The sequence below is a fragment of the Chryseobacterium sp. B21-037 genome, assembly GCF_028570785.1.
In the GTDB taxonomy this organism is placed as follows: Bacteria; Bacteroidota; Bacteroidia; order Flavobacteriales; family Weeksellaceae; genus Chryseobacterium; species Chryseobacterium proteolyticum.
Window position 1 is genome coordinate 569062 of record NZ_JALGCB010000001.1, and the last position, 20842, is coordinate 589903.

The 20842-nt window shown below is 39.0% G+C and carries 20 protein-coding genes; 9 read left to right on the forward strand and 11 right to left on the reverse strand.

What is annotated here, in order from left to right:
- Positions 1 to 48: 48 nt before the first annotated feature.
- From MTQ00_RS02575 to MTQ00_RS02585, 3 genes are all read right to left on the reverse strand, one after another.
- A complete protein-coding gene (locus tag MTQ00_RS02575; protein ID WP_273647611.1) occupies positions 49 to 507 on the reverse strand; it encodes a MaoC family dehydratase in 459 nt (152 codons plus the stop codon).
- Between the two features lie 285 nt (positions 508 to 792).
- Positions 793 to 1188 (reverse strand): DUF3574 domain-containing protein, encoded by a 396-nt coding sequence (locus tag MTQ00_RS02580; RefSeq protein ID WP_273647612.1) that lies wholly within the window; start codon positions 1186 to 1188, stop codon positions 793 to 795.
- Between the two features lie 226 nt (positions 1189 to 1414).
- Positions 1415 to 2443 (reverse strand): rod shape-determining protein, encoded by a 1029-nt coding sequence (locus MTQ00_RS02585; protein WP_172277960.1) that lies wholly within the window; start codon positions 2441 to 2443, stop codon positions 1415 to 1417.
- A 253-nt stretch (positions 2444 to 2696) separates the two neighbouring features.
- On the opposite strand from MTQ00_RS02585, the gene MTQ00_RS02590 reads away from it, so the two are divergent.
- Positions 2697 to 3296, forward strand: coding sequence for a DUF6624 domain-containing protein (locus MTQ00_RS02590; protein ID WP_273647613.1), 600 nt, complete (start codon positions 2697 to 2699; stop codon positions 3294 to 3296).
- Positions 3297 to 3307: 11 nt separating this feature from the next.
- On the opposite strand, the gene MTQ00_RS02595 is transcribed toward MTQ00_RS02590, so the two are convergent.
- The 3 genes from MTQ00_RS02595 to MTQ00_RS02605 form a co-directional block, all read right to left on the reverse strand.
- Entirely contained in the window at positions 3308 to 4006 is a 699-nt protein-coding gene (locus MTQ00_RS02595) for a LytR/AlgR family response regulator transcription factor (protein ID WP_273647614.1), read from the reverse strand.
- Positions 4003 to 5670 (reverse strand): histidine kinase, encoded by a 1668-nt coding sequence (locus tag MTQ00_RS02600; RefSeq protein WP_273647615.1) that lies wholly within the window; start codon positions 5668 to 5670, stop codon positions 4003 to 4005. Before MTQ00_RS02600 ends, MTQ00_RS02595 begins: the two co-directional genes overlap by 4 nt.
- A 113-nt stretch (positions 5671 to 5783) precedes the next feature.
- Positions 5784 to 6242 carry a MarR family winged helix-turn-helix transcriptional regulator gene (locus MTQ00_RS02605; RefSeq protein ID WP_172277968.1) on the reverse strand — a complete coding sequence of 153 codons (459 nt, stop codon included), beginning with the start codon at positions 6240 to 6242 and terminating at the stop codon, positions 5784 to 5786.
- A 101-nt stretch (positions 6243 to 6343) separates the two neighbouring features.
- Between MTQ00_RS02605 and MTQ00_RS02610 the strand changes: the two genes are divergently transcribed.
- From MTQ00_RS02610 to MTQ00_RS02640, 7 genes are all read left to right on the forward strand, one after another.
- Entirely contained in the window at positions 6344 to 7534 is a 1191-nt protein-coding gene (locus MTQ00_RS02610; protein WP_273647616.1) for an FAD-dependent oxidoreductase, read from the forward strand.
- A 121-nt stretch (positions 7535 to 7655) separates the two neighbouring features.
- Positions 7656 to 10028 (forward strand): TonB-dependent receptor domain-containing protein, encoded by a 2373-nt coding sequence (locus MTQ00_RS02615; RefSeq protein WP_273647617.1) that lies wholly within the window; start codon positions 7656 to 7658, stop codon positions 10026 to 10028.
- A gap of 87 nt (positions 10029 to 10115) precedes the next feature.
- On the forward strand, positions 10116 to 10532 hold the full coding sequence (locus tag MTQ00_RS02620; protein ID WP_273647618.1) for an HIT family protein: 417 nt from the start codon (positions 10116 to 10118) through the stop codon (positions 10530 to 10532).
- Between the two features lie 317 nt (positions 10533 to 10849).
- Positions 10850 to 11560, forward strand: a complete 711-nt coding sequence (locus MTQ00_RS02625; protein WP_273647619.1) for a DUF2071 domain-containing protein — start codon at positions 10850 to 10852, stop codon at positions 11558 to 11560.
- A 41-nt stretch (positions 11561 to 11601) separates the two neighbouring features.
- On the forward strand, positions 11602 to 11937 hold the full coding sequence (locus MTQ00_RS02630; RefSeq protein ID WP_273647620.1) for a TfoX/Sxy family protein: 336 nt from the start codon (positions 11602 to 11604) through the stop codon (positions 11935 to 11937).
- A gap of 181 nt (positions 11938 to 12118) precedes the next feature.
- Positions 12119 to 13924: a beta-lactamase family protein gene (locus MTQ00_RS02635; RefSeq protein WP_273647621.1), complete on the forward strand. Its 1806-nt coding sequence runs from the start codon at positions 12119 to 12121 to the stop codon at positions 13922 to 13924.
- A gap of 183 nt (positions 13925 to 14107) precedes the next feature.
- Positions 14108 to 14515, forward strand: coding sequence for an ACT domain-containing protein (locus tag MTQ00_RS02640; protein WP_273647622.1), 408 nt, complete (start codon positions 14108 to 14110; stop codon positions 14513 to 14515).
- 88 nt (positions 14516 to 14603) lie between these two features.
- Here MTQ00_RS02640 and MTQ00_RS02645 read toward each other — a convergent pair whose 3' ends face one another.
- From MTQ00_RS02645 to MTQ00_RS02665, 5 genes are all read right to left on the reverse strand, one after another.
- The gene (locus tag MTQ00_RS02645) at positions 14604 to 15518 is read right to left on the reverse strand and encodes a helix-turn-helix domain-containing protein (RefSeq protein WP_172277982.1); all 915 of its coding nucleotides are present in this window, start codon (positions 15516 to 15518) and stop codon (positions 14604 to 14606) included.
- 81 nt (positions 15519 to 15599) lie between these two features.
- On the reverse strand, positions 15600 to 16499 hold the full coding sequence (locus MTQ00_RS02650; RefSeq protein WP_273647623.1) for an SDR family oxidoreductase: 900 nt from the start codon (positions 16497 to 16499) through the stop codon (positions 15600 to 15602).
- Between the two features lie 170 nt (positions 16500 to 16669).
- Positions 16670 to 17200, reverse strand: a complete 531-nt coding sequence (locus tag MTQ00_RS02655; protein ID WP_273647624.1) for a hypothetical protein — start codon at positions 17198 to 17200, stop codon at positions 16670 to 16672.
- Between the two features lie 421 nt (positions 17201 to 17621).
- Positions 17622 to 18530 (reverse strand): helix-turn-helix domain-containing protein, encoded by a 909-nt coding sequence (locus MTQ00_RS02660; RefSeq protein WP_273647625.1) that lies wholly within the window; start codon positions 18528 to 18530, stop codon positions 17622 to 17624.
- Positions 18531 to 18612: 82 nt separating this feature from the next.
- On the reverse strand, positions 18613 to 19596 hold the full coding sequence (locus MTQ00_RS02665) for an aldo/keto reductase (protein ID WP_273647626.1): 984 nt from the start codon (positions 19594 to 19596) through the stop codon (positions 18613 to 18615).
- A gap of 260 nt (positions 19597 to 19856) precedes the next feature.
- Between MTQ00_RS02665 and MTQ00_RS02670 the strand changes: the two genes are divergently transcribed.
- Positions 19857 to 20801, forward strand: coding sequence for an alpha/beta fold hydrolase (locus MTQ00_RS02670; protein ID WP_273647627.1), 945 nt, complete (start codon positions 19857 to 19859; stop codon positions 20799 to 20801).
- Positions 20802 to 20842 lie beyond the last annotated feature (41 nt).

Below are 20842 nucleotides of genomic sequence, written 5' to 3' on the forward strand. Positions count from 1 at the left end.
AAACATTATTCATGTTTACGGGATGAAAATAATGAATTCTTCCTGTTTTTAAGCGAAGTGGTAAAGAAAAATAACATCACCGGTGTATGCGGGTTTCTCTTCACCTTTAATGATCAGCTTAGCCTGGATCACCGCTTTAACAGTTCCTCTGAGGTTGGATATCATTTTTGCGGTGGCTTGTAGCTGTACTTCGCTGTTAACACGTACAGCCTGCCCAAATTTGAAGCTTTCTATTTCGTAATTGATTTCCATTTTTACATTACGGACATCCGCTATCTGCTTCCATAAATAGGGGATAAGAGAAAGAGTGAGATACCCGTGGGCTATGGTTGATCCAAAAGGTCCTTCTTTTTTTGCCCTTTCCGGATCGACATGTATCCATTGCCGGTCTAAAGTTGCATCAGCAAATTTATCGATCTGTTCCTGATCTATCTGATGCCAGTTGGAAACACCTATGGTTTTTCCTTCATAGGACTTATATTCTTCAAAATTGTTGATCGTTACCATTGTATTTCCGTTTATTTTTTAACCTGATCGGCTTTATTGTTTTACTTACCAAGTTTCCTGCCAAGTTAAGGCTATTGATCCGGAATTACATATTAAAACTCATTTCACTTTTTTGGTTGTTCTTTATATGAATGATGATGAGGGTTTTGAACAAAAGAATTTCACTTTGAGCTTACTTGTAAAAAATATAAGTAAAATCAGTTACTAATGATTTTTCTAATGGAAAGGGTATACACGGAGTTTCCTGAAGGATGAAATGTAGGAAAAGAGTAATTTACAAACAGATTATGTCTTACTGATGAATTTTACTTTGGGCTTGCTATCTATTCTCAGTACACTTTGCTGGTGAAATTGACGAATATACTTTTGTGTAATACTGTCGAGGGAAGCATTTCTTTCTTTGGTGGGTTTACCGAGAAAGGTCACCACCTTGGTATTTTCGGAAATGGTTTGTTTGGTCTGGGTGTCCATCCATTTCCCGACAGCATCTACTTCTGTATATCCCTCAGGGAAGTAGTGGGTAATAACCCCGTCACAAAATTCCTTCCACTGCCGCTGGGTTACATTGCCTCCGGTCGGGATATTGGTTCCAAAATACAGATCGGTTCGCTGCATGGTAGCGCAGGAAGTAAGAACAAGACTGAAAATAGATACAGATAAGGCTGTTTTTAAAGTTTTCATGGCTTTTTGGGTGATGATATGTTGGAACACTTTTTCCTTTTTAGTATTGCTTTTCTTATAATCCGGATGCAAATTATGTACTCAGCAAATATAAAATTTTAATTAAAACAATTCAATTTCAGGTGATAAATATATTTTAACCATTTGTAATATTGTTGTTTTTTACCCAACACAAAAAGGCCTTAAATATGTATTCAAAGCCTTTTGCTATTTATTCCGGTCAATATTAGTTACTCATCAGGAAACTAAACTTATTGATGTTTTTAAGCGCGATACCTGTACCTCTTACAACGGCTCTCAAAGGATCTTCCGCCACACATACAGGTAATCCTGTTTTTTTGTGTATTCTGTCTGCAAGTCCATGAAGAAGGGCGCCACCTCCGGCGAGATAGATTCCCGTTTTATAGATGTCTGCTGCCAGTTCAGGCGGAGTGAGGGAAAGCGTTTCCATCACCGCATCTTCAATTCTCATCAGGGATTTATCCAGGGCTTTAAAAATCTCTTTGTAATTCACCATGATCTCTTTAGGTTTCCCGGTGATCATGTCTCTTCCCTGTACCGGAATGTCTTCCAAAGGATAGTCCAGCTCTTCCAGTGCAGATCCGATTTCGATTTTTATTCTTTCAGCTGTTCTCTCTCCAACATACAGATTGTAATAGGATCTCAGGAAGTAAGCAATATCATTGGTAAAGACATCTCCGGCTATTTTAAGCGATCTGTCGCAAACGATTCCACCCAGTGCAATGACTGCAATTTCAGTCGTTCCGCCGCCTATATCTACGATCATATTTCCTTCCGGATTCTGAACGTCAATACCCGCACCAATTGCAGCGGCCATTGGCTCATAGATCAGCTTAACTTCCTTTGCATTCACTTTCAATGCAGAATCTTTTACAGCCCTTTTTTCCACTTCCGTAATCCCTGAAGGAATGCAAATGACAATTCTAAGTGCTGGCTGTATAAATCTTCCCTTAATTCCCGGTATCTGTTTAATGAATTCTTTGATCATGTGTTCGGAAGCATGAAAATCAGCAATCACACCGTCTTTCAGCGGACGTACTGCTTTAATATTTTCATGGGTCTTCCCCTGCATAAGCTTCGCCTGTTCTCCGACTGCTATTGGTTTTCCCGTTGTACGGTCAATAGAGACGATCGAGGGCTGATCAATGATGATTTTGTTATTATGTATAATTAGTGTGTTAGCGGTTCCAAGATCCATTGCGATCTCTTGTGTAAACATATCAAATAGCCCCATCTTTTTCGTTGTTTTTTAGGCTGCAAAGTACGGCTTTATGTATTAAAATCACAGCCTCCGAATTTAAGTAAAGGCGTTAAAGTTGTGTTAATTATCTTTCTCCCTAATCTGCATTCCAGAGTTTTAGAAAGTTTCCCGGGAGTGTCAGAGTTCAATTGATTAGTTTAAAATATAGAGTATATTTATAAAGGCAGATCAAGATAGGTATTAAGCGATCAAAAATACCTGTAGTAAATATTATTAAAAACTTATTATGAGCCATAACCATTTTGCAGAAAGAATTATTGAACTAAAAAATGAAGATCTCGAATTGCGTGATCAGCTTATCAAAAGAGGGGAACTCGGGGAAGGATATCATAAAGAAATGGAACAATTGCATAACAGGAATGCGAAAAAACTGAATGATATCATGGATATTATTGGTTACCCCGGTATTGACAAAGTGGGTAAAGAAGCCAGTGAAGCTGCCTGGCTGATTATACAGCATGCTATCGGCCAGCCTGAATTGATGAGAAAATGCGTCCGGTTATTAAAAGATGCAGTAGACGAACAAAAGGCCGATCCTAAAAATCTCGCCTATCTTAGTGACCGGATTGCCGTGTTTGAAGGAAAGCCGCAGCTATACGGAACCCAATTTGACTGGAATGAGAACGGAGAAATGGTCCCGAATTTTATTGACAATATCACAAAAGTTAATGAACGAAGAAAATCTGTTGGGCTGAATACACTCGAAGAGCAAACGGCCATAATCCGTGAGCAGGTAAAAAGAGAAAATCAATCGCCACCTGAAGATTTTAGCAAAAGAAAAAATGAGCTGGAAATCTGGAAGAAGAAAGTAGGATGGATAAAATAAAACGGTAACAATCAAATGGTCTTATTTCTGAGCTCTTTGTATTTTGAACGTCCAATCGGAAGGATTTCCCCGTTTTTAAGCAATAAGCCGTAACGGGAGCCGGAGCTGATGGTGATCTTTTCAGCTTGAGACAGATTGACAAGATAGGATTTGTGAATCCGCTCAAATTCTCCCGGAAGAAGCTGTTGTAAAAGCTCTAAAGATTTATCGTGCAGCTCCTGCCGGCCATCTTTTAAGTGAAGTTCGGTATAAATTCCGGCTCCTTTTATATAAATCAAATCCGAAATATTCACCAACCGTATTTGTCCGGATCTCTTCACAGCCAGGTATTGGATATCGTCACCGGATTTGATGGAAGGGCTGCTAAAACGGTTAAGAGCCTGAAAAAGCCTGTCCTCATCAAAAGGCTTGGGAACAAAGTCCAGTACTCCATATGCAAAGGCAGTGATTGCTTTATCGGTATTGGCTGAAACAATGATGGTGTGAAAAGAAGAGGCTACCATATGTTCCAATACTTCAAAACCATTATCACCATTGAGGTTCAGATCGAGAAGCAGCAGATCAGGAAGATCGTGTTCTATTTGGGAAAGTCCTTTTTGCAGAGAATCGCAAACTGTAATCCGAACAGGTCTGTTTTCGAAGAATTTTGCTGTCATACGCTGCAGGCGATGTGCGATCCTTGATTCGTCCTCTATAATCAGTATATTCATGATCTTGTAATTTGAATGGTCGATAGCCAACCGTTTTCTGTTTGAACGGATTTGAATACCCAGTTTTGTCCGTAACTTTCTGTCAGACGGGCACGAATATATTTAAGTCCGTTGCCGCCACTCCGGCTTGTGAATACCTCACGGTTTTTTGCAATGGTTTCGAATACATATTTGTGATGATTTCCCGATAAGGAATAGCTCAGTTTAAATGTAATGATATTTCCGGGCAATGGTTCACTGTGGGTAATGCCATTTTCCAGTAAAGTATGAATAATGGCGGGTGGAATGAATTGCGTTTCATCTATTCCGTTTTGCTCCCATTTATAGTTTATCTCTTTCCGGAAACCCATAACTGAAAGATGCTGCCGGCAAAGTTCGAGCTCTTTTGTTATGGGAATCAGGGTCTGTTCGGAAATCTCGTTCATAATGTCAAACTCTGCGGCCAATGCCTGGATGAAGCGCGATCCTTCCCTGGGTGATTCTTCGACCCAGTCCATCATAGAGGTCAGGGTATTTCTCAGGAAATGAGGCTGAATATTTTTTTTCAGCAATTCCAGTTGCAGCCTTGAAGAAAGCAATACAGCCTGCTGGTGTTCGGCTTCAATAACACTGGTCCGGATCGAGTGCAGGTAAAGCATGCTTAAAACAATGATAGTGAAGCTGATAAAGAGTCCATAGTCGTAAAAAATAAATTTATGCATCAAGCCGCTGATCAAGAGTCCTGCCAGTACGATAAAACCTCCTTTTTCTTTTTGGATAATGCCGTTCAGAACGACAATGATAGCTGCTATCAGCATTGCCAGACTGTATAGTCTTGCGGTAAGGTCGTAGTGTCCGTAATTAAATCCATATAATAATAAGAGTGTTACCAGAAGGGCTGCCATGAGCCACTTTCCTCTTTTAAAATTAAACTGAATAATAAAATACCAGGGAACCAAAAGCGCATTGGCAAAGGTGAGCCATCCAATAATTTCCAGGCGGATAAAAAACTGAGAGTAGGGAATAACCACATGAAATTTAAGGTATTCCATGATCAGTAAAACAAAAAATAAAAGGCAGGTGGTTGCAAAAATAAGGATATCAAGAGGTCTTCGCCTGCTGTTCAGGTACAGGAAAAAATAATAGACTGCTGCAATAAGAAAAGCTCCTGCCATGAGATTCATGTACGACATGGTAACCAGGGGCTTGGTTAATAAGGTCGTGTATTTATTCATCTTAAATCCAATGTCACGATGTACATGAGGAAGTAATGATTGAGAAGTTCGCAATGCAACAATATGGGAACCCGGTGAAATCAGGCTGTCCGGAACTCTGTAATAACTGCTTTCGGAACCTGGGGTTTCAGGTTTTCCATTTTGAGGTAATTGTCCGTTGTTTCCGATAAAAACACCATCCCAATATACTTCAAATGCGCCAAAAGATTCAATCTGAAGTCCTAAAGGCGTAAGTTCAGGTTCTACTTGCCGGAGATCAAGACGGGTCCGTGACCAGAATATCTTATCAGAAGTATCTCCTCTTACCCGTGACCAGTTTTTGTCATTGTAGTTCTTAGCTGCCCAGGCCGGATCATCTCCTGTTTTATACAGCGATACAGGTTCATCATTCTGAATAACCGGGATATTCACCAGGTTCAGGAATACCAATAAAAGCAGGACCTTATGCATAATGTAAATATACAAGGTAATGGATAAATCCTGGTTGTCGTTTGAAAGTCTGTAGAGCTGTTTGCATGTTTTTAATTAGGTTGCAGATACATAGACTTATTTATCACATCATATTACAGATCCGATGTCATCTGGTTCAGATCATCACTGCTTATCTGAAGTATTTTTTCCATAAAACCGTTGATAATATCGAGTTCCTGGTCAGAATATGTTTTGAATAATTCTGTTGTAGCAGCTATTAAAGGAGCGTATAACGGGAATACCCTTTGTTGTATGGTATTTAAGTTGGGTTCAATAATTACTTTTCTTCGGTCAGATTTATCCAGGACCCTTTTTACAAAATCTGCTTTTTCAAGGCGATCGATCATTTTGGTAACGGCTCCTCCTGATATTCCTGTTTCGCTGGAAAGTGTTCCAGCAGTCGCTTTTCCGTTTCGTAACAGGACTTCCAAAGCTTCAAGATCGGTAGGATTGATTTTCAATTGAGCGGCGATAAGATTGCTCCTTCTAACAGCATGGGTACTTTGTTCTTTGAGTCTTTCACCGATTTGTTCTATTTTATTTCTGCTCATTGTTGTTGGTGTAAAATAATTTATTTTACTTTGTGAAATATTTCATAAGTAAAATAAAATCAAACTTAATTATATACAAAGTAAACAAAAACCGATCAGTTATGGAAGAGAATCGAAAAGCCATTATTTTAGGTGCCGGAATTGCTGGTACAGCCATGGCATTATTCCTTGAAAAAATTGGTATTTCCTCCGAAATCTTTGAGCTAAGATCACGAAAGGAAACTGCGGGTGGTGGCCTGAATATAGCACCAAACGGAATGAATGTACTGGCAGAGCTTGGCCTGGCAGAGGAAATTATTCAAAGCGGATGTCCCGTTCATGAAGGAGTTTTTAGAAATGCCAAAGGAAAAAGGCTGGCAAAAATGCTGTTTACAGATCTGCAGAAGTTTCCGCAACCTGCAGTCAGTATGAAGAGGCAGACATTGGTAGATATCTTAAGGAAAGCTGTCCGAACTAAGAATATCCCGCTTTATTTTGAAAAGAAATTAAAAGATATTGTCCAGACTGACGATGGGAAAGTGATCGTTTACTTTGATGATGATACTGTTTCAATCGGGGACCTGTTGATTGGAGCAGATGGGATCAATAGTGAGGTAAGAAAGTCCGTTGCCCCTGAAATTCAACCGGAATTTACCGGGATTGTTTCGCATGCCGGTTTTATTTCAAGAGATAAGCTGGCAGATTTAACAGACAGGGAGTTCAGGAACATTAATTTTATTTATGGCAAAAACGGTTTCTTTGGCTTTAGCGGAGCAAACGATAAAGAATTAATGTGGTGGACCAACGTCATTTCCCAAATGCCCTGGTCTAAAGATCAATTGAAAAACATTCATGTGGATGAGGAAAAGGAAGTTTTGAATAAACAATATGGAAGCTATAGTTTTCCGGTATCGGATATCATTAATAATGCAGATTCTTACATACGCGTCAATGTTTTTGATGTACGTTTTCTTCCTGTTTGGTCTCATCGAAAAATAATACTGATAGGAGATGCAGCCCATGCGGTAAGTCCAAACTCCGGACAGGGAGCGTCTATGGCCCTGGAAGACGCAATGTTGCTGGCTAAATTGCTCAGAGATCAAAAAGAATGTCTGTCCGCATTTTCACTATTTGAACAAGAGCGCAGACCTCGGGTAGAAAAAATTGTACTTGAAGGAAGAAAAAGGGGAGAGGATAAAGTAGTGGTAAACGGTTTTAAGCAATTCATCAGGGAAACTATGATTAGAATTTTCATCAATCTTTTTGGATCAAAAGGAAACGACTGGCTTTTCAGCTATAAGATTAAGTGGTAAAAGAGAGAAGTTTACAGAAGTAATAGTTGAGTCTAATCTTCCGGATTGCTGTTCGAAAGCCTCTGGAGCGGTTCACATGTTTTTACTTTAAACAGACATGAGCACGTTCTAATTTTACTTCATGAAACAATTAATAATCATCTTTCTGATCATGTTGGCAGCTCCGCTTTATTTTGCCCAGCAAGCCATGATAAAAGGCGTCATCAGCGAAAATTCCGGACAGCCATTATCCGATGTGACCGTTACATTAAAGGACAGTAACGATAAATCCATTGCAGTGGCTATCTCAGATAGCAAAGGAGCATTCCGGCTGGACCAAATTCCCATGGGAAATTATAGCATTGTTTATCACCTGATTGGTTATCGGGAAAGCCATAAACAGATACAGGTAAACTCGGAGACAATACATGTCGGAACTGTTCTCCTGGAACCTGATGCAAAGCTTTTAGAAGAGGTTTCTTTAACAGGGAAACGAGGCCCAGTCAGTTTGAAGCTTGATAAAAAAATTTTTGAAGTAGGTAAGGATGTTCTGTCACAATCGGGAGCAGTTACCGATTTGTTAAACAGGGTCCCTTCCGTAAGTGTAAATCCGGGTGGCGGGATCAGTTTACGAGGGAACAACAATGTCCTCATACTGATTAATGGACGGAGAACAGGGTTAACGCAAAGCAATGCATTGGAGCAATTGCCAGCGGATCAGATAGAACGGGTAGAAGTGATAACCAACCCTTCTTCAAGGTTTGACGCAGCCGGATCAGCCGGCATTATCAATATAATCCTTAAAAAGAATAAAAAAGCAGGTTTTAGTGGCCAGTTGCGTGTGGTTGGAGGTATTCCCAATGAAACCAGAATAAGTCCCAGTCTGAATTTTAAATCCAATAAACTCAATTTATTTGCTACGTACGGACTCAGGTTGTCTGATTATGTGGGGGTATACACCATGCAGCAGTCTTCAGGACTTTCCGATACCTCTTATTTCCTCGATCAGAGACAGGATGAAAACAGGCATGACGATGCCAAGCTGTTATATTTTGGAGCAGATTTTCAAATTAATGATCAGAACAGCCTTACTGCTGCTTTTCTCCGGAACTCAACACGTGATCATGATAAAACCCGTATGAATTATCTGTACTCTGGGAGAAATAGTTTGGCAGACAGCAGTGTCACACGCAATGGAGAATCCTGGGAAAAGAGGAGCTACAATCAGCTGGAGTTTAATTATACCAAAAGCTTTGATAAGCCCGGAAAGAAATTTACTGTCGATATGCAGTATGATTTCTGGGACAGTGATAAAGAATGGAATCTTGAAACGCGAAGGGTTTTCCCTTTGCCAGCTGGCTTGCCTTTGATCAGAACAGGTTCAGTAGGAAGCAGTAAGGATTTTATGATCAAAACGGATATGATCCATCCGCTGGACAGTACTTCTACCATTGAATACGGATTGAAATTGGAGGACCGCAGGGTCAACAGTGATTTCATTGCTGAGCAGCAAAATATTTCAGGCTGGGAGATCATTGATCAGATTGATAATCACCTTTTATATAAAGAGCTGATCGGAAGTGGCTATGTTCAGTTTTCAGGTAAGAAAGGAGCCTTTAGTTATCAGGGAGGATTACGTGGTGAGCTTACCAAAATAGGAATTGAAGACCGTATGGGAACCTACACAAGCAATAAAAATTACACCCGTTTGTTTCCAACATTAAATCTAAGTTATCGTTTTAACGGAAACACGACTTTGCAGGGTAGCTATAGCAAGCGGATCAACAGGCCGTCCCTTACCATGATTTATCCTTTTAATGAATTGACAGATCTCAGCAGCCGTTATGTGGGAAATCCGGATCTTAATCCGTCATATGCACAGGTATTGGAAATTTCTTTTCTAAAGAACACAAAGACGCTTACTTTTAATCCATCGGTTTACTACCAAAGAAACAAGGGGATAATTGAGGATTATACGTACAGGAATGCTGAAGGGCTTTTTATTACCATGCCTGTAAATATTCATAAAGAAACCCGGAGTGGAATAGAGCTTTCCGTATTATACAATCCTTTAAAATGGATTCAGCTGAATACAGAGCTCAACCTGTTTCATTATGCAAAGGAAGGATCTTATCGGGAACAGGCTTTTGATTTTTCAGGAACTACACTGACTGCCCGTTTAAGTGCTCAGCTTAAACTGAAGGATAAACTTTCTTTCCAGACAATATATAATTTCAGGGGGGCCAATGCAACAGCCCAAACCCATACTAATGCGGTACACAGTATCGACTTTGGATGTAGCAAAACTTTTTTAAAAGACAGGGCAACCGTCACATTTGATGTGAATAATCTTTTTGAATTACGCAAACTAAGCAGCGTAATCACCGGAGCAGATTATGTGATCAACCAGACCAATATCCCTAATGCCGCCCGATATCGCCTGACGTTGGTCTACCGATTGAATATAAAAGATAACCAGGCTGTACGGCAGGCCAAAACAGGAAACCGTAACTAGATTAATCTTATTTTTTTGTTGAATAAACAATCCTTATTTCCTGGTTATTTCTGTTTTACTATTTTTATAAAAAACTTTCCGGCCCTTATGAACAATTGTATTTTTTGTAAAATAATAAACAGAGAACTCCCTGCAAGCATCATCCACGAAGATGATCAGGTAATTGCTTTTATGGACATCCAGCCCGTTAATCCGGGACACATATTAGTAGTGCCGAAAATACACAGGGAATTCATTGCCGAACTGGACGAAGATCTTACTTCAGGAATGTTTAATGTTGCCGCAAAAATTAATCGGGCCCTTAGGAAATCGGATATAAGATCTGAGGGAATCAATTATTTTCTTGCTGATGGTGAAGCTGCCGGCCAGGAGGTTTTTCATACCCATCTGCATATTTTCCCGAGATTCCGTAATGATGGTTTTGGTTTGCGGTTTGGTGAAAGATATTCAGTCCTTCCGGATCGTAAAGAGCTTGATGAGGTATGTACATCTATCAAAAGATGATGGAATAGTGTAGAAAAAGTATTTTCCCAATATTCTGAGCATACAGTTCACGATCGGAATTTGAATTTCAGGATATGATTTGTTGAGGATTTATTATTTGGATAAAAGCAAAAGAAAAGGTGCAGATTAAAATTAATTTTTTCATAATACTGAAAGCAATTATAGCAGCAAATCTCATAAAAAAACAGCAAATAAAAATAGAACGAAATTAACATCTTTTCTGTGTAAAACATATTGGAAATACTTTATCAGGTTGACCAAAAAATGAATTACATTTGTCTCTAAGACAGGGGATGGCCGCATCTTAACATATAAAAATGAAATTACCAGAAATACATGGATATATAGATCGAAGGATTTTGATCAATTTTACTGCTGATCCTGAGGCAGTAGAAAAAATTCTCCCTTTTCCATTCAGACCAAAGCTTTATAAAAATAAAGCAATAGTAGGTATTTGCCTGATCAGGCTTAAAAATATTAAAGCTTTGGGGTTGCCGGATTTTATGGGGATCAATTCCGAGAACGGAGCACATAGAATTGCTGTTGAATGGGACGAAGGCGGACAGGTTAGGACCGGGGTTTATATTCCGAGAAGAGATACTTCATCGAAGATCAATACGCTTATAGGCGGACGTGTATTTCCGGGTAAACATTATTATGCGAAATTTAATGTAAAGGAAAATAACAAGCATTACCATGTTGATTTTAAAAGCTCCGATCAGCTGGTTACTTCAATTGATGCTAAGGAAATTGAAGTATTTGATAATCATTCCATATTTGAAACATTGCAGAAGGCTTCAGACTTTTTTCAGGAGGGATGCCTCGGGTATTCGCCTCATAAAGATAAGCTGGAAGGACTTCAGTTGAATACCTATACATGGGAAATAAGACCTCTTGAAGTGATGGATTTGAAATCAACTTTTTATGAAGATGAAACACTTTTCCCAAAAGGCTCTATAACGTTTGATAATGCTTTGCTGATGACCAATATCGAGCACACATGGAAATCGATGCCTGAAAAATGGTGATTCATTAAAGAGTATACCTGCAAGAATTAAAAAAAATAATCATGTACAACGAACAACTGGTAAACCGGATAAGAGAAACATTGATGCATGAGAATAATGTGGTTGAGAAAAAAATGTTCCAGGGATTAAGCTTTATGGTAGATGATAAACTATGCATCGGAGTTCGTAATGAGGAGATCTTATGCAGGATTGATCCTCAACAAGCAGAGCTGGAGCTGGAAAAAGAGTATTGCCGCCCGATGATTCATGGGAAAAGGGTAGCAAAAGGGTATATTTTTGTGAGTAAAGAAGGATATCACAAAAACAAAGATTTTCAATACTATATAGACCTCTGTCTTGCTTATAATAAAGTGGTTCAAAAGGCAAAAAAGAAATGAGGAGCCCTTCTTTTCATTAGATTTTTTTCAGAAGAGATAGGAAAATAAAACACTACAGGAAGTGTATCAGCAATCTATGGGATGAATTTGACTGCCTTGAATATAATAATAAGTATCTTATAAAATTAATTCCGCTGATATTCGTAATACTTACTTATTTTTAGGCTATTAATTAAAAATTATGAAAACCGGAACTCGTTTTTATATTGTATTATTTATGGGGTTGATTTCCAGTTCTTTATCTGCGCAGACAGATGCTCAGCTGAAAAATGAAATTGCGCGAATAGAATCAGGCTTATTACCTGCCGTGAGATTTGAGGGAGAATCTGCATGGAAACTGGAAGACCGAATGAAGTTTTATAATATTCCAGCCGTCAGTATAGCAGTAATCAGAAATTACCAGGTGATATGGACCAAAGCATATGGACTCGCAGATGTGGAAAATAAAACTCCAGCTACCACCGCTACCTTATTTCAGGTTGCTTCTATGAGTAAACCTGTAACGGCTTATGCTGCATTAAAGGAGGTAGAAGAAGGAAAAATAGATCCCGATGCTGATGTGAACAGATATCTGAAATCCTGGAAAATTCCTGAGAATGAGTGGACAAAACAGAAGCCGGTAACGCTTAAGAATATTCTTAGCCATACAGCCGGTTTCACCGTACATGGATTCCCCGGATACGAGGCAGGAAAACCTCTTCCTACAGTGATTCAGGTGTTGAACGGAGAAAAGCCTGCCAATACTGATGCTGTGAAGGTGGATAAGCTTCCCGGAAAATCTTTTCGTTACTCTGGCGGTGGATATACTGTGTTGCAGGAAATACTTACAGATATTGAAGGAAAGGATTTTGCAACTTTGATGAAGGAAAAAATCCTGATGCCTCTCGGAATGAAGAACAGCAGCTTCACTCAGCCTTTGCCAGAATCTCAATCCGTAATTGCCGCAACAGCATATTTAGAAAACGGAACTAAAGTCCAGGGCAGATATCATATCTATCCTGAACAGGCCGCCGCCGGTTTATGGTCCACAGCAGAAGACTATGCCCGTTTTGTGGTCGATATCCAGAATACGTTGAATGGTAAAAGTAATACCATTATTTCCAAAAAGATGGCGGAAGCATTTACCACTCCTTACATTGAAACTTTTGAGGGATTAGGTGTTATGCTGGAGACCTATGGCAATCAGGTATATTTCTCCCACGGTGGCTGGAATGAAGGTTTTTCCAGCCTTTTTACGGCGAGTAAAACAAGTGGGGATGGAATTGTAGTATTAACCAATACCAACAAACCTCAGTTTATCAATGAGGTTATACGTTCTGTGGCAACTGAATATCAGTGGCCGGAATTTATGGCTCCCACTCTTAAAATTTTACCTTTAAAACAAGAGGATTTCAGCAATGCTGATCGATATAAATTCAATAAGTATGGTGTTTACAGGGTATATCAGGAAAAGGGAAAACTGATGATGAAGATGAATATGGAAACACCGATTGAACTTCTTAAAATCGGGGAAAATAACTATGCGTTAAGAAACTGGAATTTTAAAATAAGTTTTAGGACTAACCCAAAGACAGGAAAACGTGAATTGATGGAAACACTCCTGAATAAAACCATCCGTTCGGAAAACCCACAATGGGCGAAAGATGAGAAAGGACCATTGGAATTGATTAGCGAAGGATATTTTGAAAAAGGTCTGGAAGCTTATAAAAAAGCAAAAAAAGAAGATGCGGATAATGAAATGCTTTCCGAAGACTATATTAACAGTCTCGGTTATACCTTACTTCGCGAAAAGAAATATACCAATGCAATAGATTTTTTCCGTGTCAATACCCAATTGTATCCCCAAAGTGCAAATACTTACGACAGTCTTGGGGAAGCCTACCTTGAAGCAGGACAAAAAGATAAAGCTTTGGAAAATTACCGGAAAGTGCTGAAAATCAATCCGGAGAATGAAAATGCAATTAAGATTTTAAAAACAACAAAATAAAAGTTTTTAATTAGCGCCCCTGAATTCCAGGGGCGTTCATTTTGCCGTTCCTATTTCACGGTTTAATCAATGAGTATTTTTCTTTATTGTGGCTCATAGTTCCATTTAATAACTATCACGAAGCATTTTTTATCAATTGATAAATAAATCCTAAGGCTTAACCTGTAGTTTTGTACAAAAAAAATGTCAGGAGAAACAGATTTAAAAATATTGCTGCAACATATGGAACCGGTGCTGAATTCAGGGGAATATGTTTTTTGCAAAGTAGGTCACTTACATGAGATTCCGGATATAGAAAAACTTGTATTTTTCTTTCGTGAAAAAGAAGCCATAACCGTTGTTCTGGAAAAGCCGGTCGCTGAAAAATGGAATTTGGAATACAATTATGTTTCTTCATGGATCACTTTGAGTATTCATTCCTCACTTGAAGCCGTAGGGCTTACGGCTGCATTCGCTAACGCACTCAAGCACGAAGGCATTAGCTGCAATGTGGTGGCAGCTTATTTTCATGATCATATTTTTGTTGCAAAAGATGATACAGAAAAAGCAATGGAAGCTTTGAAAGCGATGAAGGTTGGGAACACCGTATGATTTTTCAGATAGAATAATGGATTATTGGATTGTTTATAAATGGGTCTGATAATAAATAGCAGAGCTTAACCTTGGCAAGGTATAATGGTTAGTTAAAAAGTTCCCTAAATCCAAGCGGAGTGGTATTCGTCATTTTCTTAAAGAATTTGCTGAAAGACTGTGGGTGCTCAAATCCTAATTCATAAGCAATCTCACTTACGGTGCTGCCTGTTGTGCTGAGTTTTTCCTTTGCTTTTTCGGTCAGCTTCTGATGAATGAACTGTTGGGTGCTTTGTCCGGTAAGGTTTTGGAGTAATGTTCTCAGATATCCTGTAGAAATACCGAGCTCTCCGGAAATATAATGAACACTTGGGATGCCATTATTTATGATCATTTCACTGTTGAAATATTGGTTGAGTAGGATTTCTAACCGTTCAAGGATTTCATGATGTGCCTTATCACGGGTAATGAATTGGCGCTGGTAAAATCGGTTTGAATAATTAAAAAGCGTTTCCAGTAATGAAACCATGATATCACTGCTGAACTTATCTGTATTAGTATTGTATTCCTTTCGGATATTATCTATCAGAAGCTGAAGGATCTGCTCTTCATCTTCAGAAAGAAAAAGGGCTTCATGCAGGGAATAATCGAAAAATTCATATTGGGTTATAGTTTTAGCCAGGGGTTTATTCCATAAAAAATCAGGGTGGATCATCAGCATCCAGCCTTCAGCGGGACGTGGCTGGTTGTCCATTTCAATCCGGAGTACCTGGTTCGGAGCCATAAAAAATAATATGCCTTCATCAAAATCATAGTCTTGCTGTCCATATTTGTATTTATGGTTCATATTTCTTTTTACTGAAAGGGAGTAAAAATCAAATACCAGGCTTTCACTTCCTTTATCGGGTTTTTGCATATCTCTAAAATCAATGATGCTGATCAGCGGATGTTTAGGCTTTGGTAAGCCACGCAAAGCATGAAACTGTGAAATCGTTTTGATCCTTATGGGTTCTTTTGCCGACATAATCTTTTAGGTATAAAAAGAGAAGAATATGTAAATAGCTTTCACATACTCTTCCCTGATGTGGTATAGTAAATTTACAATTTATTGGGCAGGAAAATAAATTTCTCCGTGTAAATCCGATAGCAAATCGATTTCATTTGGCTCCCAATTTAATATTTCCCGTGTTGCAGCGCTTGAAGCAAGGACATTAAATTCTGCAAAATGGGCAAACCAGGTAAAGTGATCTGCTACCTCACCTGCTGAAATGGAACGTGCTGGTATACCCAGTTTTGTACCTATCGTTTCGGCGATCTTTTTAAATTCGATGCCTTCTTCTGCAACTCCGTGGTATCGTATTCCGTTAACCGAATGTTTTTCTACGGCCAGTCGGAAGAGTTTGGCCGTATCTTTACGGTGTACTGCAGGCCAGAAATTCGTACCGTTGTCAATGTATGCAGAAAAACCTTTTGCTTTTGCTATCCCAATCAACGAAGGAATAAAACCAATTTTATCTCCCAGGTCATGTACCACAGGGGGAAGCCGGACAACGGCTACCTGAACTCCTTTAGCAGCTACTTTGTCTGCTGCATGTTCTGTAATAATCCTTGGAATGCTATTACCTTCCGGCATATCTTTTTCCGTAATCATACCTTGTTTTTTAAGCACACCGATTCCTGAAGTAATAACAAATGGCTTTTGTGTTCCTTCCAGTACAGAGCCGATTGTTTCAATGACCTTTCCGTCCAGGATACACATTTCTTTAAACTTGCTGAAATCATGGATAAATCCAAGATGAATTACTGCATCAGCTTTTTCAACTGCTTCTATCAATGTCTCCGGTTGACTGAGATCTCCGTAATATACTTCTACACCGGACTTCCTTAGTTTTTCGGCGGATTCCTCAGAACGGGCTAATCCTATAACCTGATGTCCGCCGGATTGTAATTCTTTTACTGTTGCAGAGCCTATAAATCCTGTAGCTCCTGTTACAAATACTTTCATTTCCTGTTTGTTTTTAACACTACAAAGTTGGAAAGAACAGGATTTCTCTACGTAGCCAAAACACACTTTGTTGTAGCCGGAAAATTGATTTACATAAAATATTTAATTATATAAAAACACTCTTCAGTACATATCTGAAGAGCGTTGTAAAGCTATGATACTCGTTTTTATTAAAATTCGAGTTCTACGGTATGTATTGCTTTTTTCTTCCAGCTTTTTCCAAGAGAAGCACTTAATGGAATCAGGCTATATTCAGCTTCAGCCCCTGCATTAGTAGATGTTTCTATCACGAAACTGATCTTGATAGTAAAGCCTTTGGAAACTATATCTTTTACAGTAACCTTTGACATTTCATCATAAGCCTTTCTTATTGCATTTGCGAGAGCTGTTTTAAATGTTCCAGTCTGGATAAGGGATTCCTTTGGAACCAAATTAAATTGGTAAGAAATTTCTGTACTTTGTGCTTTATTCCAGGATCGTCCAATACTGAAGATTAAAATCTTCAGGCCAGTACTTGTTTCTCCTGATGTTTCGCTTTCGAAAGTAACTGCTACATTTTTAGGCTGCTTAAAATTTTTCATCGTTTCTACTTCATGTAGGGCTTCTGTAACTTGTTTGAGTACATTGTCAAGAGGTGCTGTTTTTTGTGCGTGTACCACTACGGAAAATAAAAGAAGTGTTGCAAAGATAAATGCTTTCATAATTGTAAGTTTTTGGTTGTTAGTTAATAGTAAATTTATCCTAAAACCAAAACCATTGCAATAACACTTTTGGGTGATTTACACAATGACAGTATGTTTATTTCTAGTAGATTAAGCAGATTTAAAAAGACCTATATTTCAACTTTGAAGTAAATTCCTAACCGACCTAGGAAGCTGTAGCGTAAAGAAAATGTATTCTGTGAACGTAAAAAAATTCTACTGTCCGAAGCGCGACAACAATACCGAATCGAATAACTTATTCTGAATTCGCGCAAGTTTTGGAATTTTTAGAGAACAGAATACATTTTTAGCGGAAGATTTCAGTCTTGAATTTTTGTTTCTTTTGTTTCAAGACAAAAGAATATAACAATCGGTTTATCCAACCCCAATTTATGAGGCATTTCGCAGATTAAAAAAATCTTCAATTAAACGATTCCCTAAATGCAATAGGCGTTACCTTCACCATTTTCTTAAAAAACTTACTAAAAGATTGCGGATGCTCAAATCCAAGCTCATAAGCAATTTCACTGATTGATAATTGTGTGGTTGACAGTTTTTCCTTTGCAAGATTGCTGAGTTTCTGATGAATATATTGTTGGGTATTCTGTCCGGTTAGCGAACGTAAAAGATCACTCAGGTAACTGGGGGAAATACTCAGTTTTTCTGCTAGGGAATGAACTGTGGGAATTCCATGTTCCAATAGGCTTGAATCATTGAATGATTGATCAAGAACTTCTTCAAATTTTTCAAGTATACTGTGGTTCACTGCTTTTCGGGTAATAAACTGTCGCTTATAAAACCGGTTGCTGTAGCTTAGCAGAAGCTCTATTTGTGCAATCATTACATCCTGGCTGAAATCATCGATCCGGTTATTGAGTTCTTCTTCAATGATTTTAAAAACCGATAAAATGGTTTCCTTTTCTTTTTCCGAGAGAAGTAAAGCTTCGTTGGCAGCGTAGGAAAAGAAGCCATATTCCTTTATTTTTTTTACCAGAGGATAAGACAATATAAAATCGGGATGAAAAAGCAGGATAAAGCCAGAATTCGTTTGATCATCCGGGCTTTCAAATATCTGGTTGGGGGCCGTGAATACCAGTCCGCCTTCCCGGAAATCATAATAATTTTGTCCGTACCGGGCCTGGCTGCATAGATCTGTTTTACAGGCGATCTTATAAAAATTCAACATCATGGTTGGGGAAAGTTCATCCGGATTGATTCGGATGTCTCTGATATTGATAAAACTTACCAAAGGATGTACGGGCTTGGGAAGCCCGAACACCTTATGCAAGTCATATAAAGATTCAAATTTTTGTGGAATGTTTTTATCCATTTTATATAATTGTATCTGATCAGAAATTCTTTTACAATTTACAAATAAATTGCGTTAAAGAACCGACTCTTCTATTATCAGTTTAATCTTTTAATGTTCTTAGTTTTGCCAGATCTTCATCTTTTCTGTCGCCATGAACCTGAATGGTAGCCAGTGCTGTTTCTATCTGCCTAAATTCATCTTCAGTAAGGACAATATCAGAAGATTCTATATTCTCGCGGATCCTTTTTAAATTTCTTGAACCCGGAATCGGTACGATAAAATCATTTTTATGGAGCATCCACGCCAGGGAGATCTGCGCGGGAGTTGCTTCTTTCATGGTGGCAAACCCATTTAAGAGATCCAGTAGAGGCTGATTTGCGAGAATGTTATCTTTTTGAAAGCGGGTGATTACTCTACGGGCATCAATTCCGGTAAATGATGTATCTGCGTTTACATGACCGGACAGAAATCCATTAGCCAGAGGCGAGAAGGCTACAAAACCGATTCCCAGTTCTCCGCAGGTCGGGATCACATTTTTTTCAAACTGCCGGGCCATAATAGAGTATTCACTTTGAATCGCGGTAATGGGTGTTACGGCATGTGCTTTCCTGATCTCTTCTTCTGTGGCTTGTGATTGGCCCCAGCCCAGTATTTTTCCTTCCCTGATCAGCTTACCCATACACCAGGCTATATCTTCTACAGGAATATCTTTGTTTACACGGTGCTGATAATAAAGTTCGATGTGGTCTGTTTTCAATCTTTTTAATGAGCCTTCTATTTTGTTTCGGATCAATCCCATTAGTTTTTCTGCGGAATAATTTTCTATACTATCCTGTATCCAGAATTTAGAGGCAATGCTCACCTCATTCCTGAAACCGGCTAAAGCTTCACCCAGTAATTCTTCATTAGCTCCCATGGCGTAGGCTTCTGCAGTGTCAAAAAAAGTACAGCCCAGATCATAGGTATTGTGAAGTAACTCTATGGATTCTTTCCGTTCTGGTACTGATCCGTACCCCTGGCTGAGTCCCATACTGCCATAACCGATACTCGATACTTCGAGAGTTCTCAATTTTCTTGATTTCATTGTATTCTTATTTAAAGTTGATGTCGCAAAGTTCAGCTTATAGCATAAGGTTCATGTAGCCTGATTGAGGGATCACGTAGCCAGATTGCGGAAAATCGGCAGAAATGCATTTCATGGAAATAAACGGTAAGGAAGAAGCTTTTTTAAGTGAGGTAAATGTCTGATTAACCTCTGAAATTGTCCGTTTGAGATACTTTGTAAGTGTTCCGCCTTTTTGTGCGCTTTATGTTTGCACCATAATCATACAAAAATAAACAACAATGAAAGCATTCAGAACCATTTCAGCAGCAAGTATTTTATGTGTAACGCTATTTTCAGTAGCAACTGTGTCATGCAGTGAAGAAAGTGAGATCATCACCCAGGAAGTCCAGATGGTGAACCACCGCAACGCCAAAACAAAATTTATAAAAGTAAAGGGGAATGACATCGCTTATCGTACCTGGGGAAAAGAAGGAGGGATACCGTTGGTATTATTACCGGGATTGGGAGGCTCCATGGACGACTGGGATCCGGCAGTCACAGACGGGTTGGCTCAGAAATATAAGATCATTATATTCGATAACCAGGGCGTGGCTTCTTCCCAGGGAACAACCCCAAATACCGTGCAGGGGATGGCCGATGATGCCATTGCTTTTATCAAGGCACTCAACCTGACGAAAGTAAATATTATGGGCTTTTCGATGGGAGGATTTGTGGCACAAAGAGTGGTTTTAACGCAACCTACACTCATCAATAAAGTTATTTTAACAGGTACCGGACCTAAAGGTGCAATCGGATTATCCAATTTGCCGAATATCATTGCCGGAACTGCAGGATTAAGTCCTGAAGAATCTTTCCTGAAATTTGGATTTACCCAATCTGCAGCGAGTATTGCGGCAGGAAAGCTATCTTATGAGAGGATTCAGCTTCGTACAACGGATCGGGATCCTGCATTAAGCGACGCAACTTCCAATGCTCAGTTTACGGCTGTTCTGAGTTGGGCGCAACCTGATGCCAACGCTCTTGAAGAAATAAAAATGATCAAAAATAAGGTGCTTATCGTTCACGGGGAAAATGACCTTCCCGTATCGGTTCAGAATGCACAGAATATGAAACAAAATTTGGAGTATGCGGAACTCGTGATTTTTCCGGATTCAGGACATGCGTCTTTCTTTCAGAATCATGATGCGTTTGTGGCGAAGGCTGTGGCGTTTTTGAGTGAGTAGTTTTTGTTTTTATGGTTAAGAGCTTACCATGTTGGTAGGCT